The sequence below is a fragment of the Streptomyces sp. NPDC059455 genome (assembly GCF_042750115.1).
In the GTDB taxonomy this organism is placed as follows: domain Bacteria; phylum Actinomycetota; class Actinomycetes; order Streptomycetales; family Streptomycetaceae; genus Streptomyces; species Streptomyces endocoffeicus.
The window spans coordinates 1-24177 of sequence record NZ_JBHYVB010000178.1 but is presented as its reverse complement, the minus strand read 5'-3'; the positions used below and the strand labels follow the sequence as shown (position 1 = coordinate 24177).

Annotated in this window: 17 protein-coding genes and 5 pseudogenes; 9 read left to right on the top strand and 13 right to left on the bottom strand. The window is 68.4% G+C overall.

Annotated elements, in window-relative coordinates; all coding sequences use genetic code 11:
* Nucleotides 1–119 precede the first annotated feature (119 nt).
* Nucleotides 120–400 (top strand): annotated as a pseudogene (locus ACFXB5_RS41070) (LUD domain-containing protein); the annotation flags it as partial.
* 385 nt (nt 401–785) lie between these two features.
* Here the strand turns inward: ACFXB5_RS41070 and ACFXB5_RS41065 are convergent.
* The 6 genes and pseudogenes from ACFXB5_RS41065 to hisD form a co-directional block, all read right to left on the bottom strand.
* Complete coding sequence (locus tag ACFXB5_RS41065) at nt 786–1793, bottom strand: glycoside hydrolase family 3 N-terminal domain-containing protein (protein ID WP_385218471.1); 1008 nt, start codon at nt 1791–1793, stop codon at nt 786–788.
* A 77-nt stretch (nt 1794–1870) separates the two neighbouring features.
* Nucleotides 1871–2245, bottom strand: a pseudogene (locus tag ACFXB5_RS41060) (decarboxylase); the annotation flags it as partial.
* 213 nt (nt 2246–2458) lie between these two features.
* Nucleotides 2459–4246, bottom strand: a complete 1788-nt coding sequence (locus tag ACFXB5_RS41055) for a thiamine pyrophosphate-binding protein (RefSeq protein ID WP_385218469.1) — start codon at nt 4244–4246, stop codon at nt 2459–2461.
* 37 nt (nt 4247–4283) lie between these two features.
* A complete protein-coding gene (locus ACFXB5_RS41050) occupies nt 4284–4952 on the bottom strand; it encodes a ThuA domain-containing protein (RefSeq protein WP_385218468.1) in 669 nt (222 codons plus the stop codon).
* Nucleotides 4949–6559, bottom strand: a complete 1611-nt coding sequence (locus ACFXB5_RS41045) for an APC family permease (protein ID WP_385218466.1) — start codon at nt 6557–6559, stop codon at nt 4949–4951. Before ACFXB5_RS41045 ends, ACFXB5_RS41050 begins: the two co-directional genes overlap by 4 nt.
* Nucleotides 6560–6654: 95 nt before the next feature.
* Entirely contained in the window at nt 6655–7860 is a 1206-nt protein-coding gene (gene hisD / locus ACFXB5_RS41040; RefSeq protein ID WP_385218464.1) for a histidinol dehydrogenase, read from the bottom strand.
* A gap of 247 nt (nt 7861–8107) precedes the next feature.
* Here hisD and ACFXB5_RS41035 point away from each other — a divergent pair, with 247 nt between their 5' ends.
* On the top strand, nt 8108–9715 hold the full coding sequence (locus ACFXB5_RS41035; protein ID WP_385218462.1) for a PucR family transcriptional regulator: 1608 nt from the start codon (nt 8108–8110) through the stop codon (nt 9713–9715).
* A gap of 13 nt (nt 9716–9728) precedes the next feature.
* Here ACFXB5_RS41035 and ACFXB5_RS41030 read toward each other — a convergent pair whose 3' ends face one another.
* The 3 genes and pseudogenes from ACFXB5_RS41030 to ACFXB5_RS41020 form a co-directional block, all read right to left on the bottom strand.
* Complete coding sequence (locus ACFXB5_RS41030; protein WP_385218460.1) at nt 9729–11312, bottom strand: GMC oxidoreductase; 1584 nt, start codon at nt 11310–11312, stop codon at nt 9729–9731.
* 266 nt (nt 11313–11578) lie between these two features.
* Nucleotides 11579–12289: a GMC oxidoreductase gene (locus ACFXB5_RS41025; RefSeq protein ID WP_385218473.1), complete on the bottom strand. Its 711-nt coding sequence runs from the start codon at nt 12287–12289 to the stop codon at nt 11579–11581.
* 45 nt (nt 12290–12334) lie between these two features.
* Nucleotides 12335–13158 (bottom strand): annotated as a pseudogene (locus ACFXB5_RS41020) (GMC family oxidoreductase); the annotation flags it as partial.
* 200 nt (nt 13159–13358) lie between these two features.
* Here ACFXB5_RS41020 and ACFXB5_RS41015 point away from each other — a divergent pair.
* The gene (locus ACFXB5_RS41015) at nt 13359–13931 is read left to right on the top strand and encodes a cytochrome P450 (RefSeq protein ID WP_385218458.1); all 573 of its coding nucleotides are present in this window, start codon (nt 13359–13361) and stop codon (nt 13929–13931) included.
* 196 nt (nt 13932–14127) lie between these two features.
* Here ACFXB5_RS41015 and ACFXB5_RS41010 read toward each other — a convergent pair whose 3' ends face one another.
* Nucleotides 14128–15225 (bottom strand): LacI family DNA-binding transcriptional regulator, encoded by a 1098-nt coding sequence (locus ACFXB5_RS41010; RefSeq protein WP_385218456.1) that lies wholly within the window; start codon nt 15223–15225, stop codon nt 14128–14130.
* Between the two features lie 224 nt (nt 15226–15449).
* Between ACFXB5_RS41010 and ACFXB5_RS41005 the strand changes: the two genes are divergently transcribed.
* Genes ACFXB5_RS41005 through ACFXB5_RS40990 form a run of 4 tightly spaced genes read left to right on the top strand, consistent with a single transcriptional unit; the run spans nt 15450 to nt 19705 of the window.
* Nucleotides 15450–16748 (top strand): extracellular solute-binding protein, encoded by a 1299-nt coding sequence (locus tag ACFXB5_RS41005; protein ID WP_385218454.1) that lies wholly within the window; start codon nt 15450–15452, stop codon nt 16746–16748.
* A gap of 11 nt (nt 16749–16759) precedes the next feature.
* Complete coding sequence (locus tag ACFXB5_RS41000) at nt 16760–17779, top strand: carbohydrate ABC transporter permease (RefSeq protein WP_385218451.1); 1020 nt, start codon at nt 16760–16762, stop codon at nt 17777–17779.
* Nucleotides 17780–17789: 10 nt separating this feature from the next.
* Entirely contained in the window at nt 17790–18623 is an 834-nt protein-coding gene (locus ACFXB5_RS40995; RefSeq protein ID WP_137970438.1) for a carbohydrate ABC transporter permease, read from the top strand.
* A 2-nt stretch (nt 18624–18625) separates the two neighbouring features.
* Nucleotides 18626–19705, top strand: coding sequence for a glycosidase (locus ACFXB5_RS40990; RefSeq protein WP_385218448.1), 1080 nt, complete (start codon nt 18626–18628; stop codon nt 19703–19705).
* 421 nt (nt 19706–20126) lie between these two features.
* Here ACFXB5_RS40990 and ACFXB5_RS40985 read toward each other — a convergent pair whose 3' ends face one another.
* Nucleotides 20127–22316, bottom strand: a complete 2190-nt coding sequence (locus ACFXB5_RS40985; protein WP_385218446.1) for a polysaccharide lyase family 8 super-sandwich domain-containing protein — start codon at nt 22314–22316, stop codon at nt 20127–20129.
* Nucleotides 22317–22630: 314 nt separating this feature from the next.
* Here ACFXB5_RS40985 and ACFXB5_RS40980 point away from each other — a divergent pair, with 314 nt between their 5' ends.
* Nucleotides 22631–22858, top strand: coding sequence for a hypothetical protein (locus ACFXB5_RS40980; RefSeq protein WP_385218444.1), 228 nt, complete (start codon nt 22631–22633; stop codon nt 22856–22858).
* 11 nt (nt 22859–22869) lie between these two features.
* Here the strand turns inward: ACFXB5_RS40980 and ACFXB5_RS40975 are convergent, their stop codons facing one another.
* Together ACFXB5_RS40975 and ACFXB5_RS40970 are read right to left on the bottom strand one after the other, a co-directional pair.
* Nucleotides 22870–23052: a hypothetical protein gene (locus tag ACFXB5_RS40975; RefSeq protein WP_240450468.1), complete on the bottom strand. Its 183-nt coding sequence runs from the start codon at nt 23050–23052 to the stop codon at nt 22870–22872.
* Nucleotides 23053–23621: 569 nt separating this feature from the next.
* Nucleotides 23622–23894, bottom strand: a pseudogene (locus ACFXB5_RS40970) (hypothetical protein); the annotation flags it as partial.
* 8 nt (nt 23895–23902) lie between these two features.
* Between ACFXB5_RS40970 and ACFXB5_RS40965 the strand changes: the two are divergent.
* A pseudogene (locus ACFXB5_RS40965) lies at nt 23903–24177 on the top strand (hypothetical protein); the annotation flags it as partial.

Below are 24177 nucleotides of genomic sequence, written 5' to 3'. Positions count from 1 at the left end.
CACCTCCGGTCCTGAAACCAGCCAGCCGACGAGTCCTGCGCACCCGCATCCTCGGCGGCGTGATCAACGAGTACAGCTATGCCGCTTGACCAGGAGCGACGATTATTCGAGCCCCACAGGTGACCGCGTCTGCGGTCAGCTGCGCGGATACCGGCACGATCTTCCTGGACGGCTCCCCCGATCAGGGCCGGCGCGCGTTGTCTCTCGTCCCCGACCTGCACGTCTGCGTCGTCGCCCTGTCGTCGGTGGTGGTCGGTGTGCCGAAGGCGGTCGCCCGGCTGGTCCCGGAGCGCCCGACGACGCTGATCAGTGGACCGTCGGCCACGTCCGACATCGAGCTGGAGCGCGTCGAGTGCACGGCCCGCGCACCCTGGTGGTGGTGATCCGCACCGACGTATGAGTCCCGGCCGCTCGCTCCCGCCCGGCAACCGTCACCTCGCGCCCGGCGCGCCTGAAGGGTGTCAGTATTCCGATCAGGCTGCTGAACTGGGCGTTTCCTGTGGATGGTGAGGCGGTCGGGGTGGCGTGGTGTGGTACTCGCTGAGCAGTCCGCCGAGTACCTGCTTGCGCCTGATCGTGGCGGCGGGGACCCGACACAAAGCGTCCTCAATCCGTTCTGCCGCAGCCACGGCGTCGAAAACCTCTGGGTGACCGACTCTCGTTCTTCCGTCCTCCGCGGCGCTCAATCCGGCCCTGACGATCGGGGCGAACGCGCTGCGCGTCGCCCCTGCTCTCGCGCGGGCGACCAAGGGCGGCTGAACCGCCGGGGGCGCGCCACGGGCCGGTCACCTCGCCGAACCCTGTCGGCCGGCCAGGGCGCGGACGCGTTCGGCCGCGCCGTGAAGGACGTGGGCGAAGGCGGTGTCGCCTTCGGCGGTCTCGATCAGGGCGGCGGCGACGTCGCCGAGGTGTCCGTCCTCGGGCGCGAGCAGGAGGTGCACACCGGCGCGGATGGCGGCCACCGCGGTCCGGGGGGCGGTGCGCCCCCGGAGGGTGGCGGGGGCATCGAGGTCGTCGCTGACGATCAGGCCGTCGAAGCCCAGGTCCCGAAGGAGCGCGACCGTGGCGGGGGAAGCGAGGGCGGCTTCGTCGCCGTCGAGCGCGGCGACGGGGGCCGGGCCCATCATGACGGCTCGTGTGCCGGCCCGGACGCAGGCGGCGAAGGGGATGAGGGCGCTTTCGGTCCAGCAACCTTCGGGAACGTGTGCCACGTCCAGAGCAGGATCCGCGGTGACCTCTGGAAAGCCGGGGAAGTGCTTGGTGACGGCTGTGACACCTGCGCGCTGCACGCCGGTGACGAAGGCTGCCGCCAGTTCTCCGATACGGGCCGGAGGGAGGTCCAGGGTGCGCCCCCGCAGCCAGGGGTTGTCTCCCGTCAGGCGGTCGCACACAGGGGACAAGAAGGTGTTGACGCCCAGTCGCAGGGCGGCATGACCCAGTTCGTGGGCGGAACGCTCCACGTCCGCCGGGTCGGTGTCCGGTCCGAAGTCGGGCAGGCCGGGGACGAGGCGGTGCAGCCGCTTGGTCCCCCAGGGCTCCTGGTCGACGGCGACGAGCACGCTCGCGCCGGCGATGGCGCGCAGCCGTGTGGTGAAGTCGATGAACTGCTGCGGGGTCTCGGTTGTCTGCCGCTCCTCGGTCATGGCACGGGCTACGTACTCGGCGCGGGACTCTCCGATGATCACGGAGCGGGTGCCGGAGGCGAGCAGTGAGGCCAAGGAGTCGGGGATGGTGAATCCGTCGACCGCGGGCAGCAGGACGGCGTGAGCGTCCTGCGTGATGGTGGTGGTCATGTTGGGCAAGTCCTTACTCGGTTCGCGGTGCGGTGCGCCCCGCGCGGTGGCCTCGTCAGACGGTTTTGGCCCTCGGCCGCAGCACTCAGGCCGCAGCAGCCGAGGACCGCGGAGTCGAAGCGCAGCGCCGTAAGGAAGGCGAGGGCGAGGGACCCGGTCAGGGCGCCTTCGGCGGCGCGGGGCCGTCCGCCCGGCACCATCAGGGTGGTCGGGCTCGGAGAGCCGCCGAGTACGTGAATGGCCTGCAAGGACAGGGGCATCACGGTGACCTGCCGTCCACACAGCAGGCGGGCGACCTCCAGGCAGGTGGTGCCGCTGTCGAGGACGACGGTCTCGCCGTCGGCGATGAGCGAGGACACCTCGGCCGCGATCCGGCGCTTGGCGTCGAGGGCCTCGTGGGCGCGTAGTGCGAAGGACGGCTCCTCGCCCCTGGGCAGCGGAGTGGCGTGGCCTGGCACCGCTTCCTCGCCTTCCCGAACATCTGGTTCAAGCGCGACGCCACCGGTGGGGCAACCCCGACGTGCCCGACCTCAACGCCAGTTGCGAAGCCATGGTCCACATCGCTTCGATCGACAACCTCGCCAAGCGGGTATCGGACGAGACCATACCCGCCTGGCGAGGGACTGCCAGCATTAAGGGGTAATTCACCTACATCAAACGCCCTCTCAGAGGTGCTGTTCCGTGGCCCTGGTCCGCTGGTACTCGTCCTGCCGCTCGTCCGTGATGTACGCCGGCACCGGGAAGTCCCACCAGCCAGGCACCCAGGGGCCGGCGGCGTCGCGGTCCGTCGGTACCTCGACCAGGGCCGGGGCGCCCGACTGGACGGCCTTGAGCAGGGTCTCTTCCAGCGACGCGGCGTCGTTGACCTTCCACGACTCGATCCCGAAGGACCGGCCCATGGCGGCGAAGTCGGGACTGTACGGCGAGCCGTCGGGGTGCGAGAACTCGACGCCGATGTGCCGTGAGGTCTGCTTGCGCTGGCCGCCGCGGATCGACATGTAGCCGGCGTTGTTCTGCACGACGAAGACCACCGGGGCGCCGGCGGTGACGCTCAGGGCGATCTCCTGGGCAGTCATGAGGAAGTCGCCGTCGCCGAGCACGCACACCACAGGGCTCTCCGGCCGGGCCAGTTTCGCGCCAATGGCGGCCGGTACGGCCCAGCCCATGGAGGAGAAGCCGCCGGAGGTGAGGTGCGTGCGCGGCGAGTAGACGGGGAAGGTCTGCTTGACCGCGCCCTGGGTGTTGCCCGAACCGGCAACGATGATCGCATCGCGCGGGAGGACGGAGCGCAGGGCGCCCAGCGGGCGCTGCGAGGTGAACGGGAAGCGGTCGCTGTCGCGGCGGCCGGCGAGCTTCTCCTCCCACTGCTCCTTGAGCGCGGCGAGTTCGGCCAGGTACTCGGTGCGGTCGGCGCCCTTGGCGGGCAGCGAGTCCACGATCGCGGCGACCGCCCGTTGCGCGTCCGCGACGATGCCGACCTCGGCCGGGTAGTTCTTGCCGATCTCGTGCGGGTCGATGTCGATGTGGATCAGCTTCGCGGGCGGGATGGAGAAGGTGACGCCCTTGGCGTAGCTGGAGGCGGACCAGTCGGTGAAGCGACAGCCGACGGAGACGACGACGTCGGCGGAGCCGGCGATGGCGTTGCCGACGATCGTGCCGGTCTGGCCGACGCTGCCCGCGAACAGTTCGTGGTCCTCCGGGAAGGCGCTCTTCCCGTTCCATGTGGTGACGACCGGGATCTTCCACCGCTCGGCGAGGGCGAGGACCTGGTCGGACGCCTCGGAGGTGATCGCACCGCCGCCGACCACGATGACCGGCCGGGTGGCCGCGCGCAGCACGTCGACAGCGCGTTCCACGGCCTCCGGGTCGGGGTGCTGGCGGCCGACGGGGAGGCGCCGTTCGAGGTCGTGGAGCTCCACGTGCGCGGCCTCGGCCTGCACGTCCATCGGGACTTCGAGGTGCACTGGGCCCGGACGGCCGGTCAGCATGGAGTTGAAACAGCGGTGCAGGACGAAGGGAAGCTCCTCGACACGGGTGACAACCCAGTGCCGTTTGCTGACGGCTTCGGCCACCTTGGGGAAGTCGTTGGCCGTGTAGCGGTCGAGCTCCTGGAGCAGTCCGTGACCGCGCATATGGGTCGGCGGGCCGCCGGTGATGACCAGGACGCTGGTGGAGTCGGTGAAGGCGGTGCCCATGCCGATGACGGTGTTGCTGGCGCCGGCACCGATGGAGGTCACCGCGGCCTGAGGACGCCCGGTGACCCGGTAGTAGCCGTCCGCGAGGTGGACGGCGCTCTGCTCGTGGAAGGTCTGGATGAAGGGGATCTTGGATTCGTCGTCGAGGAAGGCGTCGGTCAGCGACCAGATGCCGTGGCCGGGAATGCCGGCGACGTAGTCGACTCCGTAGTTGCGCAGGGTCCGCGCAACGATCTGACCTCCGGTGAGGACAGGCATGGGGTGCTCCCAGTCGGGTCGGTTCGGGTGGTGGGGGTCAGGCGCCCCGGCGGGCGGCCCAGGCGAAGCCCTGCGCGCACAGCCGGGTGACGTCCGGGTTCTGCAGGTCGTCGAGGTCGTGTCCGACCGCGCTGTAGAAGACACGGCCCTGTCCCCAGGTGCGGGTCCAGGCCTGCGGGATGGTCCGGTCCTCCAGCCAGGGCAGGTGCTCGCCGGTGAAGGTGGTCTCCGCGAGGACGTGGTTGTTGGGGTCGACGGACATGTAGTACTGCTCGGAGGCGACTTGGAAATCCTTCACGCCGTCGGTGATCGGGTGGCCGGTGTCCGTGACGGTGACCTGGTAGGGGTACTTCACGCCTTCGCCCGCGGGGTGTTCGAGAAAGCTGCCGCCGATCAGCCAGTGGTACTTCAGGCTCGTCCGGAACGCGGCGGCAGCGCCGTGCCAGGCGGCGATCCCGGTGCCGGCCTCCACTGCCCCCAGCAGACTCGCCTCCTGGGCGGCTGTCAGCCCCTCGGACAGGAGGGCGTTGTTCCAGTTGAGCGCGATGAGGTCGTAGCCGGTGAGGTCGGCGTCGAGCGCGAAGATGTCGTTGGCCTCGTCGACGTCGAAGCCCAGGTCCCTGAAGATCGGCATGGCCCATTCCTCGGCGACCTGGTAGGGCTTGTGCCCCGGCCAGCCTCCGTACAGGTACAGAACGCGGGTCATGCGATGTTCCCTCCGGTGGTGGGCGTGAAGGCCGCGGCGCGGGCGCGCAGTTGCTCGGCGATCTCCAGGGCGTCACCTTCCGGTGCGGTGGACTTGCGCTCGGGCTTCGCGGCCAGCAAGTAGACGAGGCCCGCGGCCGAGACGACGAGGAAGCCGATCAGCGCGATCCACCGGTCCAGGAGCGGGGTTCCGGCTTCGCCGGTGGGCCAGGCAAGCAGAACCATCCCGAGGACACCGTAGGCCAGGGCCGCCACGTTGACCACGAATCCCCAGCGGCCGAGGGTCCAGGCTCCGGCGGGACGCCATCCCTTCAGGCGCATCCGCAGCGCGGCGAGCACCACCATCATGAAGGCCGCGTATCCGGCCAGCATCTGGAAGGCCACGATCTTGGTGAGCGAATCGGGCGAGTAGTACACGAACACGAAGATCACCAGTGGAACGACGTTCACGGCCAGCAGTGCGTTCAGGGGGACACGGTGCTTGCGGGAGATCCGCGAGAAGACCCGGGAGCCCGGGAACATGTCGTCGCGGGCGAAGGAGAAGACAATCCGGCTCGCAGCGGCCTGCTGGCTCATGACGCCCGCGATGAAGGAGGTGATGCTGACCATGAGCACCGCCTTCGTGCCCACGGTGCCGACCGAGCTCTGCAGGATCGAGGGGATCGGGTTGGCGTCCTTGCCCGAGAGGATCGAGGGCAGGTCGGGGGCGGCGAGCGCATAGCCGACGAACGCGAGGAGCGCGGCCACTCCGCCGACGGCCACGGTCAGCTGCATGGCCCGGGGGATGCTGCGGGAGGGGTTGGGGACCTCTTCGGCGATCTCGCCGCATGCCTCGAAGCCGTAGAAGAGGAACAGCCCGACGAGTGAGGCGGCGATGAAAGCCATGAAGTAGTTGTCGTGGGTGGAGCTGCTGGTCTCGAAGAAGATCGAGACGGAGTTGCGCCGCTCGAACATCAGCAGGTACAGGCCCACGAGAACGATGCCGATCAGTTCCGCGGCGAGCCCGATCTTGGAGATCAGGGCCAGTGTCCTGGTGCCGAAGCAGTTGCAGACCAGACAGACGACGGTCATGCCGATCGCGATCCAGAGGCGCTCGGTGGGGGTGGAACTGATGCCCGGCTCATCGGCGGTCCCGCCGAAGAGGCTGGCCACGAAGTCCGAGCTGAACAGCGCGGTGCTGGTGATGCCGATGGTGATGCAGCAGATGTAGGTCCACGCGTTGAACCAGGCGTAGCGCCCGTTCCAGAGCCTTCGGACCCACTGGTAGAGCCCGCCGGCGAGCGGGAACTGCGAGACGACCTCCCCGAAGACCAGCGCGACGAGGAACTGCCCGGCTCCGACGATGGCTATCCAGAAGACGGACGGCCCGCCGGCGGTCGACAGACCGAGTGCGAAGAGGGACACGACGCCCACGAGGGGCGAGAGGTACACGAAGCCGAGGGCGAAGTTCGCCCACAGGCTGACCTTGCGGTCGAAGCGCTGCTCGTAGCCCAGCGCGGCGAGCAGTTCCGCGTCCTCGGCCGAGGAGACAAGGCCCGGGGTCCCGCCCGAGGGGGGGACGCGGTGGGATCTGGGCGCCGTGTGCGCCTCGTTCTCTGTTGCTGACATGACGATCTCCCGGGGTCGAGGGTGAGGTGCTCCTTGTGGAACGGATGCCGCGCCGCGCCTGCGGTCCGGTGTAAGCCCTGGTCCGTCATCGCGGGTCAGGCCTGGTCGAGGGCGTAATCGGCCCAGCCCAGCGGGGCTGATCCGTAGCGCGCGGCGCGGACGTCACACGAGCGCGCGTGTCCCTCGAAGTTCTCGATGCGGGACGTCCTGCCGCATATCTCGCCGAGCCGGGCACTGGACCCGGCGTCCCTGATCTCCTGGTAGGTCACCGTCTTGAGGTACTTGCCGACCCAGAGACCGCCGGTGTAACGGGCCGCCCCCAGGGTGGGCAGTACGTGATTGGTGCCGATGACTTTGTCACCGTATGCGACACATGTCTTGTCGCCAAGGAAGAGGGCGCCGTAGTTGCGCATCCGGTGCAGGGCCTCGCGGGGCTCGGCCGTGAGGATCTGGACGTGCTCGCTGGCGTACCGGTCGGCGAGTTCGTAGGCGGCGGTGAGGGTGGGAACCACGATGACCTCGCCGTGGTCGCGCCAGGCCCGCCCGGCGACCTCGCCGGTGGGCAGGTCCGGCAGCAGTTTCTCCACCCAGGCGATGGTTCGCGTGGCCACGTCCTCGGAGGTGGTGATGAGGACCGCGGGAGAGTCCGGCCCGTGCTCGGCCTGGGACAACAGGTCGGTGGCCACCACGAACGGGTCGGCGGTGTGGTCTGCGACGATCAGTACTTCCGTGGGGCCAGCGAACAGGTCGATCCCGACCTCACCGAAGAGCTGGCGCTTGGCTTCGGCCACGTAGGCGTTGCCGGGGCCGGCGAGCAGGTCGACCGGGTCGATCGTCTCGGTGCCCAGGGCCAGGGCCGCCACGGCCTGGACACCGCCCATGACGTAGATCTCGTCCGCGCCGGCCAGGTGCATCGCGGCGATGCTGACGGGCGGCGGGGCGCCGCGGTCCGGCGGGGTCGTCGCGGCGACCCGCTCCACACCGGGGACCTTGGCCGTCAGGACGGTCATGTGGGCCGACGCGGTGAGCGGATAGCGGCCGCCGGGCACATACGCGCCGGACGCACCGACGGGGATGTTGCGCTGGCCCAGGAACACCCCGGGCAGGGTCTCGACCTCGAAGTCGGTGAGCGAGTCCCGCTGCGCCTGGGCGAAGCCGCGGACCTGCTGCTGGGCGAACCGCAGATCGTCGAGGACCGTCTCCGGGACGGAGGAGACCAGCGACGATCTCGTCGGGGCCCAGCCGGAAGGACGGCGGACTCCACTGGTCGAACTTCTGCGACCAGCGGCGCACGGCGGCATCGCCGTTGGCGCGCACGTCGGCGATGACCTCCGCGACGGTCTCGACGATTTCCGGACGGCTGGTCCGTGTCGGCTCCGAGGCTGCCGGAGCCTTGATGATTTTGCGTGATGAGGACACTCTGCACTCCTTGTAGGTGGTCGTGCCTGCGGGCTCGACCTGAAGTCTGGGTAAACACAGGGGTGGGGCGACAGGCACAGGGTGTGCAATATTGGCCGTAGATCCTGCACACTTTGAGGTAATGCGCACATGACTGATGTCCTGACGGTTCGCGCCGCACTGCAACTTGAGGTGTTCACCCGCACCGAGGTGCGCGTCTACGCCGGAGGGCGGAATCTCGACCGCCCCGTGCGCTGGGTGCACACCGGGGAGATCCCGGACATCCACCGCTTTCTCACGGGCCAGGAGATGCTGCTGACGGCCGGCCTCGGCATGGGTGACACGGCACTTCAGCAGCGGGCCTTCGTCCGGCGGCTCGCGGACGCCCACGCGGCCGCCCTCGTCGTCGAGCTGGCCGGGCGCATGTTCGACACCATGCCGCAGGCCGCTGTCGAGGAGGCCGAGGCGGTCGGCCTGCCCTTGGTGGGACTGGCCGACGAGATCCCCTTCGTCGAGACATCGGCCCAGGTCCACGAGGTGCTGGTCGGCATGCGCGTCAAGCAGCTGATCGCCGAGGAGGCCACCAACCAGGCGTTCATGGACCTGCTGCTGGCCGACGAGGACTACGTGGGCGTGGTCAGGGAACTGGCCCGCAAAACCGGGCGGCCCGTGGTGCTGGAGGACGCCGCCCACCAGATGCTCGCGTACGGAGGCGCCACCCCGGAGGCCGACCGGCTCGTCGACGAGTGGAGCGCGCACTCCCGGGCCATCCACGAACGCCACCACTCCCTCGTGACGCACGGCCGCGAGGTCCCCAACGCGCCGGCGGCGTCGTTCCGCGAAGTCGTGCCCTGCGCCCGCCAGCCGGTGATCCTGCGGGGCGAGTCATGGGGCTGGCTGCACCTGCTGCACGGCGGGGTGCAGCCGGGCCCGGCCGAGCTGCGCACGCTGGAGCGGGCCGCCGCGGCCGTGGCGATCACGCTGGTGAGTGAACGCGAGAGCGGCGCGCGGGCCTCCCAGCGCCAGACGGCGCTGCTGAACCGGCTGCTGCTCGAGGACATCACGGGTGAGAAGTTCGTGAGCCTCGGCCTGGCGCTCGGGCAGGATCTGCGCGGCCGGGACCTGATCGTCGTCACCGCCTGCTCGGGGGACGACGAACCGGCCCAGGACCACGCCCTGGCCCGGCTGCTGTGGGAGACGGGCCGGCCTGCCATCGTGGGCGACACCGGGGACTTCGACATGGCGGTCGTCGGCCTGTCCGGACCCGGTGACGCGGCCGACGTGCGCACCGTCCTGGCCGAGCACGGTCTGCGCGGCGGCATCAGCAGGGTCGTGGAGCCCGCGGCGCTGCCGCTGGCGCTGCGCCAGAGCCAAAGCGCCGCCTCTGTCGCGGCGGCGGCCACCACCGCGGAGGTGCGCCACTTCGACGACCTGGGGGCGCTGCGGCTGCTCGTGGCGCTCTCCGAGGGCCCCGAGCTCAGACGTTACGTCGAGGACGAGCTGGGCCCGCTGCTGGAACACGACGCACTGGTGAAGAACCCGCTGCTGCCCACCCTGCGCACCTTCCTCGACTGCGGTGGCAACAAGGCGCGCGCGGCCGACGCACTCTTCGTCCAGCGACGCACCCTCTACCACCGCCTCGAACGGCTCTCCGAGATCCTCGGCCTCGACCTCACCCGGGTCGACAACCAGCAGCGGCTGCAACTGGCCGTACGCGGCCACGACCTGCTGCGCAGGCCGACCCTGCGACGGACGTGACCGCCTTGCGGCGTCAGCTCTTCGTCGCCTTGGCCAGGGCCGGCGCGATACGCAGAGCGTTCGCCCCGATCGTCAGGGCCGGGTTAACGGCCGCGGAGGACGGGAAGAACGACGAATCGGCCACCCAGAGGTTCTCGATGTCGTGACTGCGGCACATCGGATCGAGCACGCTCGACCCCGGGTCGTGACCGGCAGCGGCCGTTCCGCACATGTGGGAGTTGGTCTCAATACCCATCCGCTGGGTGAAGATCAGCGGATAGCCGGACTTGCGGACCGCCCTGGTCACCCGGCGCACGAGTTCGTGGTGGGGGGCGAGGTTGGTCGGGGTCCAGTCGATGATGACGCGGTCGCCATCCACCCGTACCCGGTTCTCCAGGGAGGGCAGGTCCTCGGTCGCCAGATAGATGTCGATGCTTCTGGCCGACATGAACTTCAGGGCCCAGTTCGGTGCCCACGGGCGCGCGGACTTGAGCATCGGGGCCTGGAGCTTGCCCAGCATCTGGAGGTTACCCAGCGGGAAGGGGGTTCCCGGGCCGGCTTCGTAGAAGTCGTTGATGCCGAGGGTCTTCTGCCACTTCGTGGGGTTGGTCCGCAGCGGATTGACACCGACGAAGAACGTGCTGTTGTGGACCATGTAGTTGCGGCCCAGCAGCCCGGTCGAGTTACCGAGACCGCGCGGATGCCGGTCGTCGGCCGAGCGCAGCAGCAGCGCGGCCGAGTTGACGGCACCGCCGGCCACGGCGAAGGTCTTGGCGTGGATACGGACGGTACGGCCCGCGTGCCGTGCCTCGGCGGCTACGATCTTGTGGCCGTCCGGCGAGGTGATCAGGCGGGTGACCTGCGCACCGGTGAGGATCTTCACGCCGTCGCGCAGCGCGGGGAGCAGGATTCTGTTCTCGGCGTCGGACTTCATACCGGTCTCGTCCGGACAGCCGTCGGCCGTTGTCACCGCGGCACGGTCGGCCTGTGTCTCCACGTTCAGGGCGTTAGGCGTGTGGAACGGATGCAGGCCCTGGCCGCGTAGCGATCGGGCGAACCGCTCGATCTCCGGTTCATGGTCGAGTGCGGGACAGGGGTACGGCTTGGAGCGCGGCGGCTCGGTCGGGTCCTCGCCGGTCTGCCCGTGCACCTGGAGCAAACCCTCCATGGTGTTGTAGAAGGGCTCCAGATCGTCGTAGGTGAACGGCCAGGCGCGCGAGACGCCCTCCTGGTGTTCCACCTCGGTGAAATCGCTGCATCGGAACCGGGGCAGCATGGCGCCGTAGAAACGGGTGTTTCCACCCACCCAGTAGTACACACCCGGCGCGAACGGCTTGCCGGAGCCGCCGTCGTACCAATAACCGGCGTTCTTGTACCGGCCCCGGATATACATCTCGGTCGGCTGGGAGTTCTCGGGCTCACGCGGAAGGAAATTGCCCCGTTCCACGACGAGTACCTCAAGGCCGGAGTCCTTCAGTGCCCAGGCCAGAGCGGAACCGCCCATGCCGGAGCCGATGATCAGGACATCAGTGCTGATCTCAGCGGCGGCACCTACTGAGACGAGGGCATCGGGCCGAAGCTCCGGAGGTGTGTAGTCCTTTCGGACCGGGCTGGACATGAAACAGAACTCCCTCACATGCGTTGTGTGCGCTGAGCCGTTTGTCGAAGTTGGCCGGCGGGTTCCACGCCCATCAGCGGCGCGGCGGCCGCGCTGACCGTCCACCGTGCGTCCTGCACACGCGAACGCCGCGGCGGCCCTGCGTGGCACCACTGCAACGATCACCGGGACGTATCGGAATCTCCGTGAGCGGGTAATTCTGGCGGACCAGATTACCCATGGGTCAGCCCCCTCTTAAGGCTTATGAGGGGGTTCCATAAATGCTTTCAGCCTGTCGACGTCCGAATGAATGAGGCGGCCTTTTCTCCAATCATGATGGCTGGAGCATTTGTGTTTCCGGTGACGAGTGTCGGCATGATCGATGTGTCTGCCACGCGGATGTTCTCGAGCCCGTACACACGAAGTTCATGGTCGACGACCTTGCCCATCATGCAGGTGCCGGACGGGTGGTAGAAGGAGAACGATTGAGTGCGAATGAAGTCGTCGATATCCTGGTCGCTGTCCGACACCGGGGCGAGTCCGGCGTTGGCGGCCGCCCGCAGGTCCGATTCCAGCATGGCAGTCAGCCGCGGTTCACGGGCGATGCGCATGCACAGACGGACGCCCTCTCGCAGCCGCCGGCGGTCGTCAGCGTCGTCGAGGTAATTGTGAAAGATGCGCGGCTTGGCGTAGGGGTGGGAATGCCGCAGCCGCACCGAGCCGCGGCTCGCAGGCCGTGCAACGTAAGGACCGAATGACATTCCAGGCTCGAGTGGCGCGGCAAGACCTTCGTCACGGACGATGCCCAGTGCTGCATGAACTTGGATGTCAGGGGCGGGGACATCGTCGCTGGAGCTGAAGAAGCCGCCGACCTCGTTCCAGGCCATCGGGCCGGTACCGTGCCGGCGCAAGAGTTGTTCTTCCCGCGAGGTGTCCGGTCCCAGGATCGGCTCGGTTCGGCTGAAGAAGCTGATGAAGCACCCGGTGTGATCCTGCATGTTCCTGCCGACATCAGGCAGGTTGTGCAGGGGGGTGATTCCCCCTGCGGAGAGTTCGTCGGCTGGCCCAACGCCGGACTGGAGTAGCAGATGGGGCGAGTTGTAGGCCCCTAGGGACAGCACGATTTCACGGTTGACACGGATTGTCCGGACGGTTCCCAGGTGGTCGACTTCCAGGCCGACCGCCTGGCTGCCATCTAAACAGATGCGCAGAGCGGTCGTCGAGGGCAGAACGGTGAGGTTTGCGCGACCTGCGGCCGGCTCCAGGAACGCTGCGGCGCTACTGCAGCGCAGACCGTTTCGCTGCGTGACCTGGTGGTAGCCAACGCCCTCCTGCTCGGGTCCGTTGAAGTCCGGGTTGTGTTTGTGCCCGCATCCTGAGCCGCCTCGACCCATGCCGTCAGAAGAGGATGAACCGAAATGGGGTCGCTGACCGCGAGGGGGCCACCGGCACCGTGGAAGTCGTCGGCTCCACGCTCGTTGTCCTCGGACTTCTTGAAGAACGGCAGGACATCGTCATAGCCCCAGCCCGGGTTGCCGAGTCGCTCCCATGTGTCGTAGTCATGGTGGTGACCGCGAACGTAGAGCATCGTGTTCATCGAGCTGGTTCCGCCGATCACCCGGCCGCGGGGCAGGTAGGCTCGGCGCCCTCCGAGCCGGGGCTCGGGTTCCGTCTCGAAGTCCCAGTCGAATGCGGTCTTGAGCTGCTGAGAGAAAAGCGCGGGGATCTCGAAGAGGCGGCCTCGGGCGGGCGACCCTGCTTCAATCAGCACGACCGTGACGTTCGGATCCTCGGACAGGCGGGCCGCAACCGTGCAGCCGGTTGAGCCGGCCCCGACGACGATGTAGTCATACGATTCCGCGTTCATTCCGCCTCCATGGAAATCCAGTCTCGACGACCTGCGTCATCGCCATCCGCGTGCCGGGAAGAAACGCGTGTTCGGGTGGGGAACTGGGAGTCAGGCCGGAGCGGCCTTGCCCTGCACTGGTTCCTGAAGAGGCTAGATAGGTCAGACATAACTCAGCACATGCACGAGGTGGGCAATATTCACCCGCGTGAGTACACACTGTGAGGCACGTTGCGAATCGTGGCCGCACCTGTGAAGAAGACGAGGCACGCGCCAGACCGGAGCCGCAGGACGCGCCGGATCGTGGCAGCGGCCACACCGGGCAGCTCATCGCCACGGTGCTGCGGCGAGCGCTCACCGAGCCGGGTCTGTGGCAGCACGTGCCGGGGCGGACGGGTCTGGCCGAGGCATGGGTGGAGGAAGTGCTACGCCGCGAACCGCCGGTCACTACGTGGCGCCGGGTCACCGTCCGCTCCGCCGAACTGGGCGGGGTGAGCATCCCTGAGGGCGCGCAGTTGCTGCTGATGCTGATGGGCAGCGGATCCGACCCGACGGTCTTCCCCGTCCCGGAGCGGATGCGCCCGTATCGGACGAACGTCCGTCACCACCTCGCATTCGGCGTCGGCCGTCATCGCTGCCCGGGCGCGTCCCCGGCGCGCACAGAAGCGGCCGTGGCCTTGCGCATAGCGGCCAGTCGCCTGTCCGGAGTACGGCTGGAGGAAGGCGGGACCGAGTCCCCGATGCTGGGTCTGCCATCCTTCCGGGCTCCCCTCGGCGTCACCGTCAGCCGATGAACCGGCGACCTGCCGTGTGACCATCGAACGGGATGATGCGGACGGTTTGCTCTCCGAGCTCAACGAGTACGCGGTCGAGTAGGCGCGAGGCGGTCGATGCGACCGTCCTGGCCGCCTCGCTCGTAGTGCGTACGTCGACGGGACCGGTCGGCCGAAGCTGAGAGCCTGCTGCGCACCCCCGCTCACGGCTCCACACTCAAGTCCGCGGCGGCGCGGTGCTCGCCCGCACCACGAATTCCACCGGCGGGAGCTCGGCAGCCTGGAACTCTCCTCCCTCGGTGAGCGAAACCAGCGCCTGCGCGGCGGCGCGCCCCCAGGTCAGCACATCCTGGCGCACCGTCGTCAGCGGTGGCGCGATGCAGTCGGCCAGCGGGATGTCGTCGAAGCCCACCACCGACAGGTCCTCGGGGACCCGCAGCCCGCGGCTGGTCGCGGCGGTGATCCCGGCGATGGCCATCAGGTCGTTGGCGTACACGATGGCGGTCGGTGGCCGGTCCAGGTCCAGCAGCTGATGCGTGGCCTGGGCGCCGGCCGCACCGGTGAAGTCCGCCGCCACGGGTGGGATCTCGGGCAGGCCGGCATCCGCCAGGGCACCGCGCCAGGCGTCGCACCGGGCCTCGGTGTGCACATACCCCGCGGCGCCGCAGACGTGTCCGATCCACCGGTGGCCGAGCGAGCGCAGATGGCTGACCGCACGCCGCACCCCGCTGCCGTCGTCGACCCCGAGGGCCGGCACCCGGCCGCCGTGCTGCGGTGGTCCGACGATCAGTGCGCTGATGCCCAGCTCCGTCATGAGTGCGGGCCGCGGGTCGTCGGTGCGCAGATCGGTGAGGAACACGCCGTCGACCCGACCGTCACGGGCCAGCCGCTCATACGCCTGCCGTTCGGTTTCCTCATCGGGGACGACCTGCAGCACGAGCGCGTAGCCGAGCGGCGCGAGGCCGGTCTCGATGCCGGCGACGAACTGTGGGAAGAACGGGTCGGTACTCAGCAGTTCCGGCGGTCGGCGCATCACCAGGCCGAGGGTCTGGGACCGCTTGGTGGAGAGCGCTCGGGCGCCGGCGTTGGGCTGCCAGCCCAGCTGGTCGATCGCGTCCAGGACCCGCTGGCGCGCCTGCGGGCTGACACCGGGGCGGTCGTTGATGACGAAGGAGACCGTCGCCTTGGAGACCTGGGCCAGCGCGGCGACATCACCGATCGTGGGCCGACTGCCCCCGCCCCGGCGTGGCCGGGGAGGCGTCGCCTGGCGGGAACCGTCCGCCGATCCACCCGGTTTGTCCTGGCCCCGCACCATACCGCCTCGCCTTCCAGTGATTCGGGACGTACGGCTCCTGGGTGGCAGAACTGAGCCACCCGGGTCACCGAAACGTTTCGCACCCGTCCTTGACGCTTAGATATTAAACCGGTTTGATGACGCTCGTAACCCCGCGGTGATCATTCTGGCGGGGCGGGCCGGCGGCGACGAGAGGGGAGTCGCTTCGGACCCTCAACCACCCGCATGGAGAGGAGTTGGGCACAATGAGGCGTTTTCCGCGTGTAACGGTGCTGACCGCCGCCGCAGCGCTTGTCCTGCCATTGTCCGCCTGCGGTTCGGGCGATGCCGACGGCGGCAGGCCGACCTCGGGACCGATCGACATCTGGTACTCGACGAATGAGCAGGAGCAGGTCTGGGCCAAGGCCGCAGTGGCTGCCTGGAACGCCGAGCACACCAAGGAGAAGGTCACCGCCAAGGCGGTGCCGTCGGGCAAGTCCACCGAAGATGTCATCGGGGCCGCGATCACCGCGGGCAACACCCCGTGCCTCGTCTACAACACCGCTCCGGCGGCGGTCGCCGCATTCCAGAAGCAGGGCGGCCTGGTGAATCTCTCGGACACCTTCGGCGATGCCGAGTCCTTCATCAAGAAGCGCTCCGGCGGTGCCGCGGACGGCTTCCGTTCCCCGGACGGCAAGTTGTATCAAGTGCCGTGGAAAACCAACCCGTTCATGCTCTATTACAACAAGGACGTCTTCAAGAAGGCCGGCCTGGACGCCGAGAATCCGAAGCTGAGCACGTACGACGATGTGCTGGCCGCGGCGAAGAAGATCAAGAGCAGTAAGGCGGCGAAGTTCGCCTTGTATCCGCCGGCGACCAGTGACTACACCAATGCGCTGTTCGACTTCTATCCGCTGTACCTGGCCAACTCCGGCGGCACGCAATTGGTGAAGGACAAGAAGGCCACCTTCACTTCCGACGCCGGACGGCAGACCCTCGGCTTCTGGCAGCAGATGTACGCCAACGGATACTCGTCCCCGGAGGCGTACAGCGGCGACATGTGGGCGGGTCCGTTCGCCGACGGGGTGGCCGCCATGGGCATCGCCGGGCCGTGGGGCAAGGGACAGTTCGACGGCAAGGTGAAGTACGGCGTGGTGCCGCTGCCCACGGCCGAGGGAATACCGGCAGACAAGACATCGACGTTCGCGGACTCCAAGAACGTCGGTCTGTTCACCTCGTGCAAGCACAAGCGGACCGCCTGGGAATTCACCAAGTTCTCGATGAGCGCGAAGAACGACGCGGCACTGCTGGAGGAGACGGGGCAGTTCCCCACCCGCAGTGACGTGGCCGCCGTCGCGGGGGGCTATCTCAAGGACAATCCCTTCTACCGGCCCTTCGCCGACGCGGTGCCGCGGGCGGTGGACGTGCCGAACATCGCCGGCTCGACCGAGGTGTGGAAGACGTTCCGCACAGCCTGGGAAGACGCGGTGCTGCCCGGGAAGGGCGATGTGAAGTCGACCTTCGACAAGGCCGCGCAGCAGATCGACGACCAGATCGCCGGCTGACGAGGCACACCATGAAATCACTCCGCGACAGCCGCGATGGGACCCAGGCCGCAGGTGATCCGCCCCGCGGCCGGCACCCCCGGCCATCGCCCCGCCACGCACCGCCGGCAGCCGCAACCGAACGCCGTATCCCGGGTCGCCGGCCCGGCGCCTCGCGGCTCCAGCGTTGGCTGGGCAACAGCCCGCTCGGGCTCGTCCTGACCGCGCCGTACACCGCCTACGTCCTGGTCGTGTTCATCATCCCGTTCGGGGTCGGCGTATGGATGGCCTTCCACGATTACTTCTTCACCGCGCCCGGCGTCTCCGTGCCGCACCCGTTCGTCGGGTTCGACAACTTCACCGAGGTCCTCGGCGAGGAGAAGACCCAGCGCGCCTTCGCCAACCTCGGGTTGTTCATGGCGATCAACATTCCGCTGACCGTGGTGCTGGCGCTCGCGCTGGCGTCGGCACTGAATGCCGCGACTCACTGGCGCGGATTCTTCCGGGTGGCGTACTACGTGCCGTATGTGACGGCCTCGGTCGCCACGCTGGCGGTCTGGCTGTTTCTGTTCAACGGCTCCGGTGCCGTCAACAACGTCCTCGGCCCCTGGGCCCCGGACCCGTCCTGGCTGGCGAACAAGCACCTGGTGATGCCGCTCATCGCCGTCTACGTCACCTGGAAGCAGCTCGGCTTCTACATCCTGCTCTACCTCGCCGCGCTACAGAACGTGCCCAAGGAGCTGCACGAGGCGGCACTGACCGACGGAGCCGGGCGCTGGCAGGCGTTCCGGGCCGTCACCCTGCCGGCCGTCCGGCCCGTCACCTCGCTCGTCATCCTGCTGTCGATCATCACTGCCGGGCAACTCTTCACCGAGCCGTTCCTGCTCACCGGCGGCGGCCCGAGCGGCGCCTCGCTCACCCCCGCGCTGCTGGTGTACCAGCGGGGTATCGAGCAGGGCGAGCCGGATGCCGCGGCAGCCATCGGACTGATTCTCGTCACCGGCGTGCTCATCATCGCGACCGTCGCCCGGCGCGTCATGGAGAGGGACTGATATGGCCCACATCGCGCGCATCGCCCGCATCCTGCGCTACGCCACGCTCGGCCTCGGCGCCATCGCCGCGCTGCTGCCGTTCTACTACATGCTCATCGGGGCGCTGCAGAAGAAGCGCGACACCGGCCTCGGCGGCCTGCTGCCCAAGCCGAGCAACCTGACCCTGGACAACCTCGCCGGTATCGACGACTCGTTCAGCCTCTTGGGCGCCCTGGCCAACTCGCTGATCATGACGGTCGGGGTGGTGGTCTGCACGCTGGTCTTCGGCCTGCTGGCCGGCTACGCCCTGGCGATCCTGCGCTTCCGCGGCCGCGGCCTGGTGTTCGCGCTCGTCCTGTTGGTCCAGGCGATCCCGTTCCAGCTGCTGATGATCCCGCTGTACGTGATGGTGGTGCGTTACTTCGGCCTCGCCGACAGCTACGCCGGAATGATCCTGCCGTTCGCCATCAACTCCGTCGCCGTGCTCATCTTCCGCCAGTACTTCCTCCAGATCCCGCGCGAGATCTTCGACGCGGCGCGCATGGACGGAGCGAGTGAGCTGCGCATCCTGCGCTCCGTGGCGGTGCCACTGGTGCGCCCGGCGATTCTCACAGCCATGCTAGTGACCTTCATCGGCCCGTGGAACGAGTTCCTCTGGCCGTTCCTGGTGACCAAGGACCAGGGGATGCAGCCCCTCGCGGTCAGCCTGGCGAACTTCTCGCAGGCCAATTCCACCTTCCAGGCCAATCCCATGGGCGCTGTGCTCGCCGGTGCATGCGTGCTGGCGGTGCCGGCCGTCGTCCTCTTTCTGCTCTTCCAGCGCCACTTCACTTCCGCCAACCTCGGATCCGCGATCAAAGGCTAGGTATGACCCGGCTCAACACCGAAAGCGCGCTCCCGTATGCACTGAACCGGGTCGGCGTGCTCATGAACGCCGACCCCACCGACCCCCTGGAGGCCGAGGGCGTCCTCAATCCGGCCACCGCCTGGGGACCCGACGGCGAGCTCTATCTCTTCCCCCGCATGGTCGCGGCAGGCAATGTCTCCCGGATCGGCCGCGCCCGTGTCGTGATCGAAGGCGGCGTACCGGTCGGCGTCGAGCGCCAGGGCGTGGTGCTGTCCCCGGACGAAGGCTTCGAGCGGGGTGCACACAACGCCGGCGTGGAAGACCCCCGCATCACCTTCATCCCCGACCTGGGCGTGCACGTCATGACGTACGTCGCCTACGGTCCGCTCGGCCCGCGGCCCGCGTTGGCCGTCTCTGCGGACACGATCAGCTGGCGCCGTCTGGGCCCACTGCATTTTACGTATCAGTCGCACCTGTCCACCGACTTGAACTTCTTCCCCAATAAAGACCTTGTCTTCTTCCCCGAGATCGTGCCCGGCCCCGACGGCCGTGCGAGCTTTGCGATGTTGCACCGGCCGATGTGGGACCTGGACTGGCTGCGCCCGGGCGAGGGCGCCCCGGCCCCGGCCGGGGTGGCCGACGGCCGCCCGTCGATCTGGATCGCGTACGTGGACGCCGAGGCGGCCCGCCGCGATCTTTCGGCGCTGACCTCGCTGCGGCACTCCGCTCCGGTGGCCGCTCCGGAGATGCCGTTCGAGGCGGCGAAGATCGGTGCGGGTCCGCCGCCGCTGCGGGTGCCCGAAGGCTGGCTGCTCATCCACCACGGTGTGACCGGTCCGGTCGCGAGGGGCTTCGAGCTCAGCCATGGCGCCGTCTACCGGGCCGGGGGCATGCTGCTGGACCCGGACGGTCCGGCGCGGGTGCTGGCGCGCTCGCAGGAGCCGTGGCTGTCTCCGGAGACCCGCGAGGAGACGGTAGGAACGCTTGGCAACGTTGTCTTCCCGACTGCGATCGAGCGCGTCGCGGGGACTGTCTATGTGTTCTACGGGATGGCGGACAGCGCGATCGGCATAGCCGCCCTGGAGCGGACCGCGGACTGACGCCTCTGACCTGTGAACCGGCTCTTCACCGTTGCGGGTGTGGCGCGGGCTGTTGGGCCGGGGCTCGCCTCGTCCGGTGCCACCGTGGCAGCGCGGGTGCGCGCAGCGGTATACCGGCGGCCGAACTATTGGCCTCGGTTCTGCCCAAGCCGGTTCGACCGGTCGGGCAGAACCGGGAGCGAACGCTGGGCCTGCCGATGGCCACGGTGTTCGAGCGGACGCGTGCCATCTCCGCCGCCACCTCGGCAGCCGATGTACAAGGTGCGATGGCCGCTTCGGGTTGGAGAGCCAGATACCACCGGGACGTGGCGCGGACCCGGCACCGTGATCTGTGAAGAGCCACTGAGTAGGGTCGGGGACTGACTTGCGGCCGACGGAGAGAAGCCGTCGGCCGCAAGCCGGTTTAAGTCTGCGCTTCGCGTCACCTGAGGGGCTGCGTCACCGTCTTGCCGAGGTTCGGGCCGTCGCCCAGCGGGAAGCTGGCACGACGGGTGCGGCCGGGGGCGGCAAGGGTGACGGAGACCGTCAGGCCGGGCTGGTCGGGGTTGGCGACGCTCACCACGGCGGAGCTGCCGTCCTCGTCGAGCATGATGATGGCGGGCTGATCGACCCGCAGCGTGCGGCCTGATCCCAGGTCGAGGGAGCCCGCGGCATGGAAGGTCGCCATCGTCAGCCGCAGCCGCGGGTGGCGGACCGCTTGGACCTGCTCGTCGTTGCGCAGGATCTTGACGACCGGCTTGGCCGCATAGGAGCGGACCCTTTCGGGTGTCGCGCCGGGAAGGAGGATGTAGGCGTATTTGGCTCCATCCGGGGTGGTGCCGTGGTCGAAGAAGAGGGTAAAGGCATTCCGCTTCACCGGATCACGGTCGAGCCAGCTCCCGGTCTGCTCCTTGTTCGAGACCTTCAACGGCCCACCCTCCGGGAAGACATAGCCGATCTCGTCGTTGTACGCCCATGAGGCGCCGGTGGCAGCTGAATCGGTCCCCGGGCGTACGGCCTTGCCGCCGACGGAGGCATTGGGCCGGGCCGCTCCCTGATTGACGGTCGTATGGACGGCGTGCTGCGAGGTGGAACTGATCCCGGCGCCGAGCGCGACCATCTCATCGTCGAAGTAGAAGTAGCTCTTGCGCCCCGTCGTCGAGAACCGGTCGAGGGTGAAGACGCTTGCCCCGTAACGCCCGTTGGAGACGCCGCCGGTGAAGCTGCCGCGGTTGGCGGGACTCGACTGCGTCGTCACCTTGGTGTAAGGCGCGGTGACACCCGGGTAGTGGAACCAGTCGAAGGCGGGTACGAGGTCGTCGTATTCCCGGTTCGTGACCTGGATCGAGGTGGCTCCCGCCGCATTCCAGTCGATCTCGTTTCCGACTTCGGGCCGGAAGGTGGAGCGGTACTCGCTGCCCTTCATACGAGGGGAATTGACCCTGGTGAAGATTCCATACGCGTCCCGCAGATGTGAGGAGAACTCCGAGCGCCAGAAGTACTTATGCCCGGTGACGCCGTTCTCCCGGATCTTCCCGCGGATATTGTCGGCAAGCCGCTGATACGCCGCCGAGTTTCTCTCATCGGCCCGCACCATCCGGGCGAGCGGCTCGAGGAAGTCGGCCGCGTAACTCGTAATGCCATCGATGGTATTGGGGGGACGGTACCCGAGATACATCATCCCGATCTCCCCGCGGATCAGCCAGCGGGTCCCGTCAAGGATGTAGAAGGCGATGGCGTCGATGTCCTCGGGCGAGAAGGCGAAGCTGGTGCCGCGCGCGACATCGGCCCAGGCCGCGACGATGGTGAACAGGGCCATGCCGTAGCCCTCGCTGTAGAGCTGCGCCCCATGTGCCCAGAAGGACGAGTCCACCTGCACGGCCTCGGTGACCTTACCGCTGCTGTCGACGGCGACCGTTTGCGACATGGTGGCGTAACCCTGCTCGATGTCGGCGGTCGCGTGCTTCGCGACGGCCTCATAGAGGTAGTTCTCGGTCCTCCAGGAGCCGTTCGCCCCGGCCGGGTCCAGGCGGCCGGTGTTGTGGGCGTAGGTCACCTCCCGCGCCTCGGTGCTGAGTTCGTCGCCGACGAAGATCGACACCCGGCCCATGGCCATCGACTTGCCGATCTCGACTTCCCACCAGTTCGTGCTGGTCGGTTTGACACTGTCCCAGTAGAGAAGCGCACGGTTCAGAGCCTCGATCAGCTCCGGTTTGCCGTAGCCCGCGGCATCCGGGTCACGGTAGGCGTGAGCCATTGCGATCATGCGGTACAGCGCGTGATAGGGCGACCAGACCCGACCGTTGGCGGAACTGGTGGTGTCGTCGTAGTCCACATCGGGCCACGAGCCGTCGGCGTGCAGGGACTCGACATAGGACAGGGCCTCGGACGTACGGGCGAGGAAGATGCCATTGGCGATCCTCACCTGGTCGCCCTGGGCAAGAAACCGCTGCTGCAGGCGTCCGACGATGAGCTGAATGTCATCCGTGACCGCTCGACTCCCACCGGCCTCCGCAGCCCGCGCGAGAGCTGGCACCGACAGCGTCAGCCCGGCGACACCGGCGGTGATCCCGAGGCCCCCGAGTAGGACGCGACGTCGATCGGGCAGGGGTACGACTCCGTTTTCCGTCATGCGGACTCCTTTGGGCGCGCCCAGATCCTGACAACGCTGCCGTGGGGGCGTGCGTCGGTTGACGAGGTCTTCCGGGTGCTGATTCGGTCACGGCTTCGGCTTGGCCGACTTCTAAACCGGTTTGAAGGTGGCTGGTAAACAGTTACCGGCTAGGGCCTGGGGACGTCAACAGTCGCGACGCTGGATGGGCGAGGGCGGCTTCGGCACCCTAGTACTCCAGTCTGACTTCGCGATCTTGGGGCCGTACCCGGCCGGGAACGGGTACGGCCACCGCGTGATGATCGGTCGGTGTGTGGACAAACGAAGATCGTGCGGTGGCCGCTGGCCATAGCGTAGACCCCGCCCGCTGGCGGGCGATGTTCGACCAGGCCATGGCCCGGATCGTAGGACACTTCGGTCGAGTTGAACCCCGGGCGAGTGCCCGCACCTATCCGCTCGGGCTGCTGTCGCGTGCCGAGCGGAAGAACTGCCGGCAGCTGGCCGAGCAGGCCGGCCTGGCCCGGCCGGGGCCGATGCAGCGCCTGCTGCGCTATGCCCGCTGAGATGCCGACGCTTAGAACCCGGCCTCGGCGACACCGAGCAGCAGGCGAGTGACGTAGAGCGATGTCACCCCCTGCACCAGGGCGGTCAGCACGCAGATGATCCCCCAGGTGATCATGATCCGCGCTATCCACAGCTTGGCGCCGAAGCGCCGCAGCGCCAGGTTCGAGGGGATCTCGAAGAGGACGTACCCCACGAAGAACAGGCCGGAGGCCAGGCCGAAGACCGCTGGTGTGAGACCCAGCGCCCCTCCATGGCGGGTCCGGCGACGGCGATGTTGGTCCGGTCGATGAACGACACGAAGAGGCCGATCACGGCGAGGGGATGATGTGACGGATCGCCTTGGCCACGGCGCGCTGCTCCGCCGAGGAGGGCCGGCCCGGGTCGGCGATGGCGGTGGCGCCCGGCGGCTCCGGCGATGTTCTGGTCATGGTGCGGTCGCTTTCTGCTGGAACGACGGTGTTCTGCGGCGGTCCCGCGGACGGGGAGGTGATCCCGCGGGACCTCGCGACGGAGCCGCTGGGCTCGGGTTACTTGCTCGAGTCGGGGACGGGGACGGTGGGCTCGATGCCCGTGGCGCCCACCACTTCGGCCCAGACGGAGAAGCGGTGCTGGAAGGCCACCACGCCTGCTCGGCCGGGACGTCGGCGACGCCGTCGACCGGCCGTGGATGCCAGTCCTGTCGGTGCCGTAGGCGCGCTGTGCTGCCGCGGTCCGGGATCGGCCCGAGCCTCCCCGCCCTGGACCCCGACATCACTCGAAGACCAGCACCGGTGGGGCGAGGCGGGTGGCGAACGCACCGGCCGTGGCCCCGGCCGCCAGCGGGAGGAGCAGCCCCGTACTGCCGCGGAGGGCGCCGAGCACGCGCCGGGCCGTGACGGCCGTCGCGAACGCCGCGTTCACCACCATCACCACGGCCGAGGTGACCGTCGCCACCCGCATCGCGTCCGCGCCGAGCGCGGCGTCCGTCCACACCACCACGGGGACCGCGGCGAACCCGCCGCCGAACCTACCGGTACAAGGTCCCGACGGCATCATGATCTGTCGTGCTGCTGCGCCTGGCCTACCTCGCCGCGCCCAACACCCTGGCGTTCCTACGTCTCCTGCCGATGCGCAACAGAGGCAAGGACATCGAGATCCTGGTGCTCCGGCACCAACTGCTGGTCCTGCAGCGTCAGGTCGGCAAGCCTGCCTTCAATGACAGTGATCGCGCTGTCCTCGCCGGCCTTCTGCACCACCTGCCCAAAGACAGACTGCGGCACCTTCTGCTGCTGCTCTGCCCCGAGACTTGCGCTGGCATCGGGAGCTGCTCAGGCGGCGC

Coding starts and splice junctions, on each gene's coding strand:
- ACFXB5_RS41065 (WP_385218471.1), bottom strand. CDS start 1,793: ATGACCACCACCATCACGCAGGACGCTCACGCCGTCCTGCTGCCCGCG.
- ACFXB5_RS41055 (WP_385218469.1), bottom strand. CDS start 4,246: ATGCCTGTCCTCACCGGAGGTCAGATCGTTGCGCGGACCCTGCGCAAC.
- ACFXB5_RS41050 (WP_385218468.1), bottom strand. CDS start 4,952: ATGACCCGCGTTCTGTACCTGTACGGAGGCTGGCCGGGGCACAAGCCC.
- ACFXB5_RS41045 (WP_385218466.1), bottom strand. CDS start 6,559: ATGTCAGCAACAGAGAACGAGGCGCACACGGCGCCCAGATCCCACCGC.
- hisD (WP_385218464.1), bottom strand. CDS start 7,860: ATGCCGCCGTGCGCCGCTGGTCGCAGAAGTTCGACCAGTGGAGTCCGC.
- ACFXB5_RS41035 (WP_385218462.1), top strand. CDS start 8,108: ATGACTGATGTCCTGACGGTTCGCGCCGCACTGCAACTTGAGGTGTTC.
- ACFXB5_RS41030 (WP_385218460.1), bottom strand. CDS start 11,312: ATGTCCAGCCCGGTCCGAAAGGACTACACACCTCCGGAGCTTCGGCCC.
- ACFXB5_RS41025 (WP_385218473.1), bottom strand. CDS start 12,289: ATGCAGGATCACACCGGGTGCTTCATCAGCTTCTTCAGCCGAACCGAG.
- ACFXB5_RS41010 (WP_385218456.1), bottom strand. CDS start 15,225: ATGGTGCGGGGCCAGGACAAACCGGGTGGATCGGCGGACGGTTCCCGC.
- ACFXB5_RS41005 (WP_385218454.1), top strand. CDS start 15,450: ATGAGGCGTTTTCCGCGTGTAACGGTGCTGACCGCCGCCGCAGCGCTT.
- ACFXB5_RS41000 (WP_385218451.1), top strand. CDS start 16,760: ATGAAATCACTCCGCGACAGCCGCGATGGGACCCAGGCCGCAGGTGAT.
- ACFXB5_RS40990 (WP_385218448.1), top strand. CDS start 18,626: ATGACCCGGCTCAACACCGAAAGCGCGCTCCCGTATGCACTGAACCGG.
- ACFXB5_RS40985 (WP_385218446.1), bottom strand. CDS start 22,316: ATGACGGAAAACGGAGTCGTACCCCTGCCCGATCGACGTCGCGTCCTA.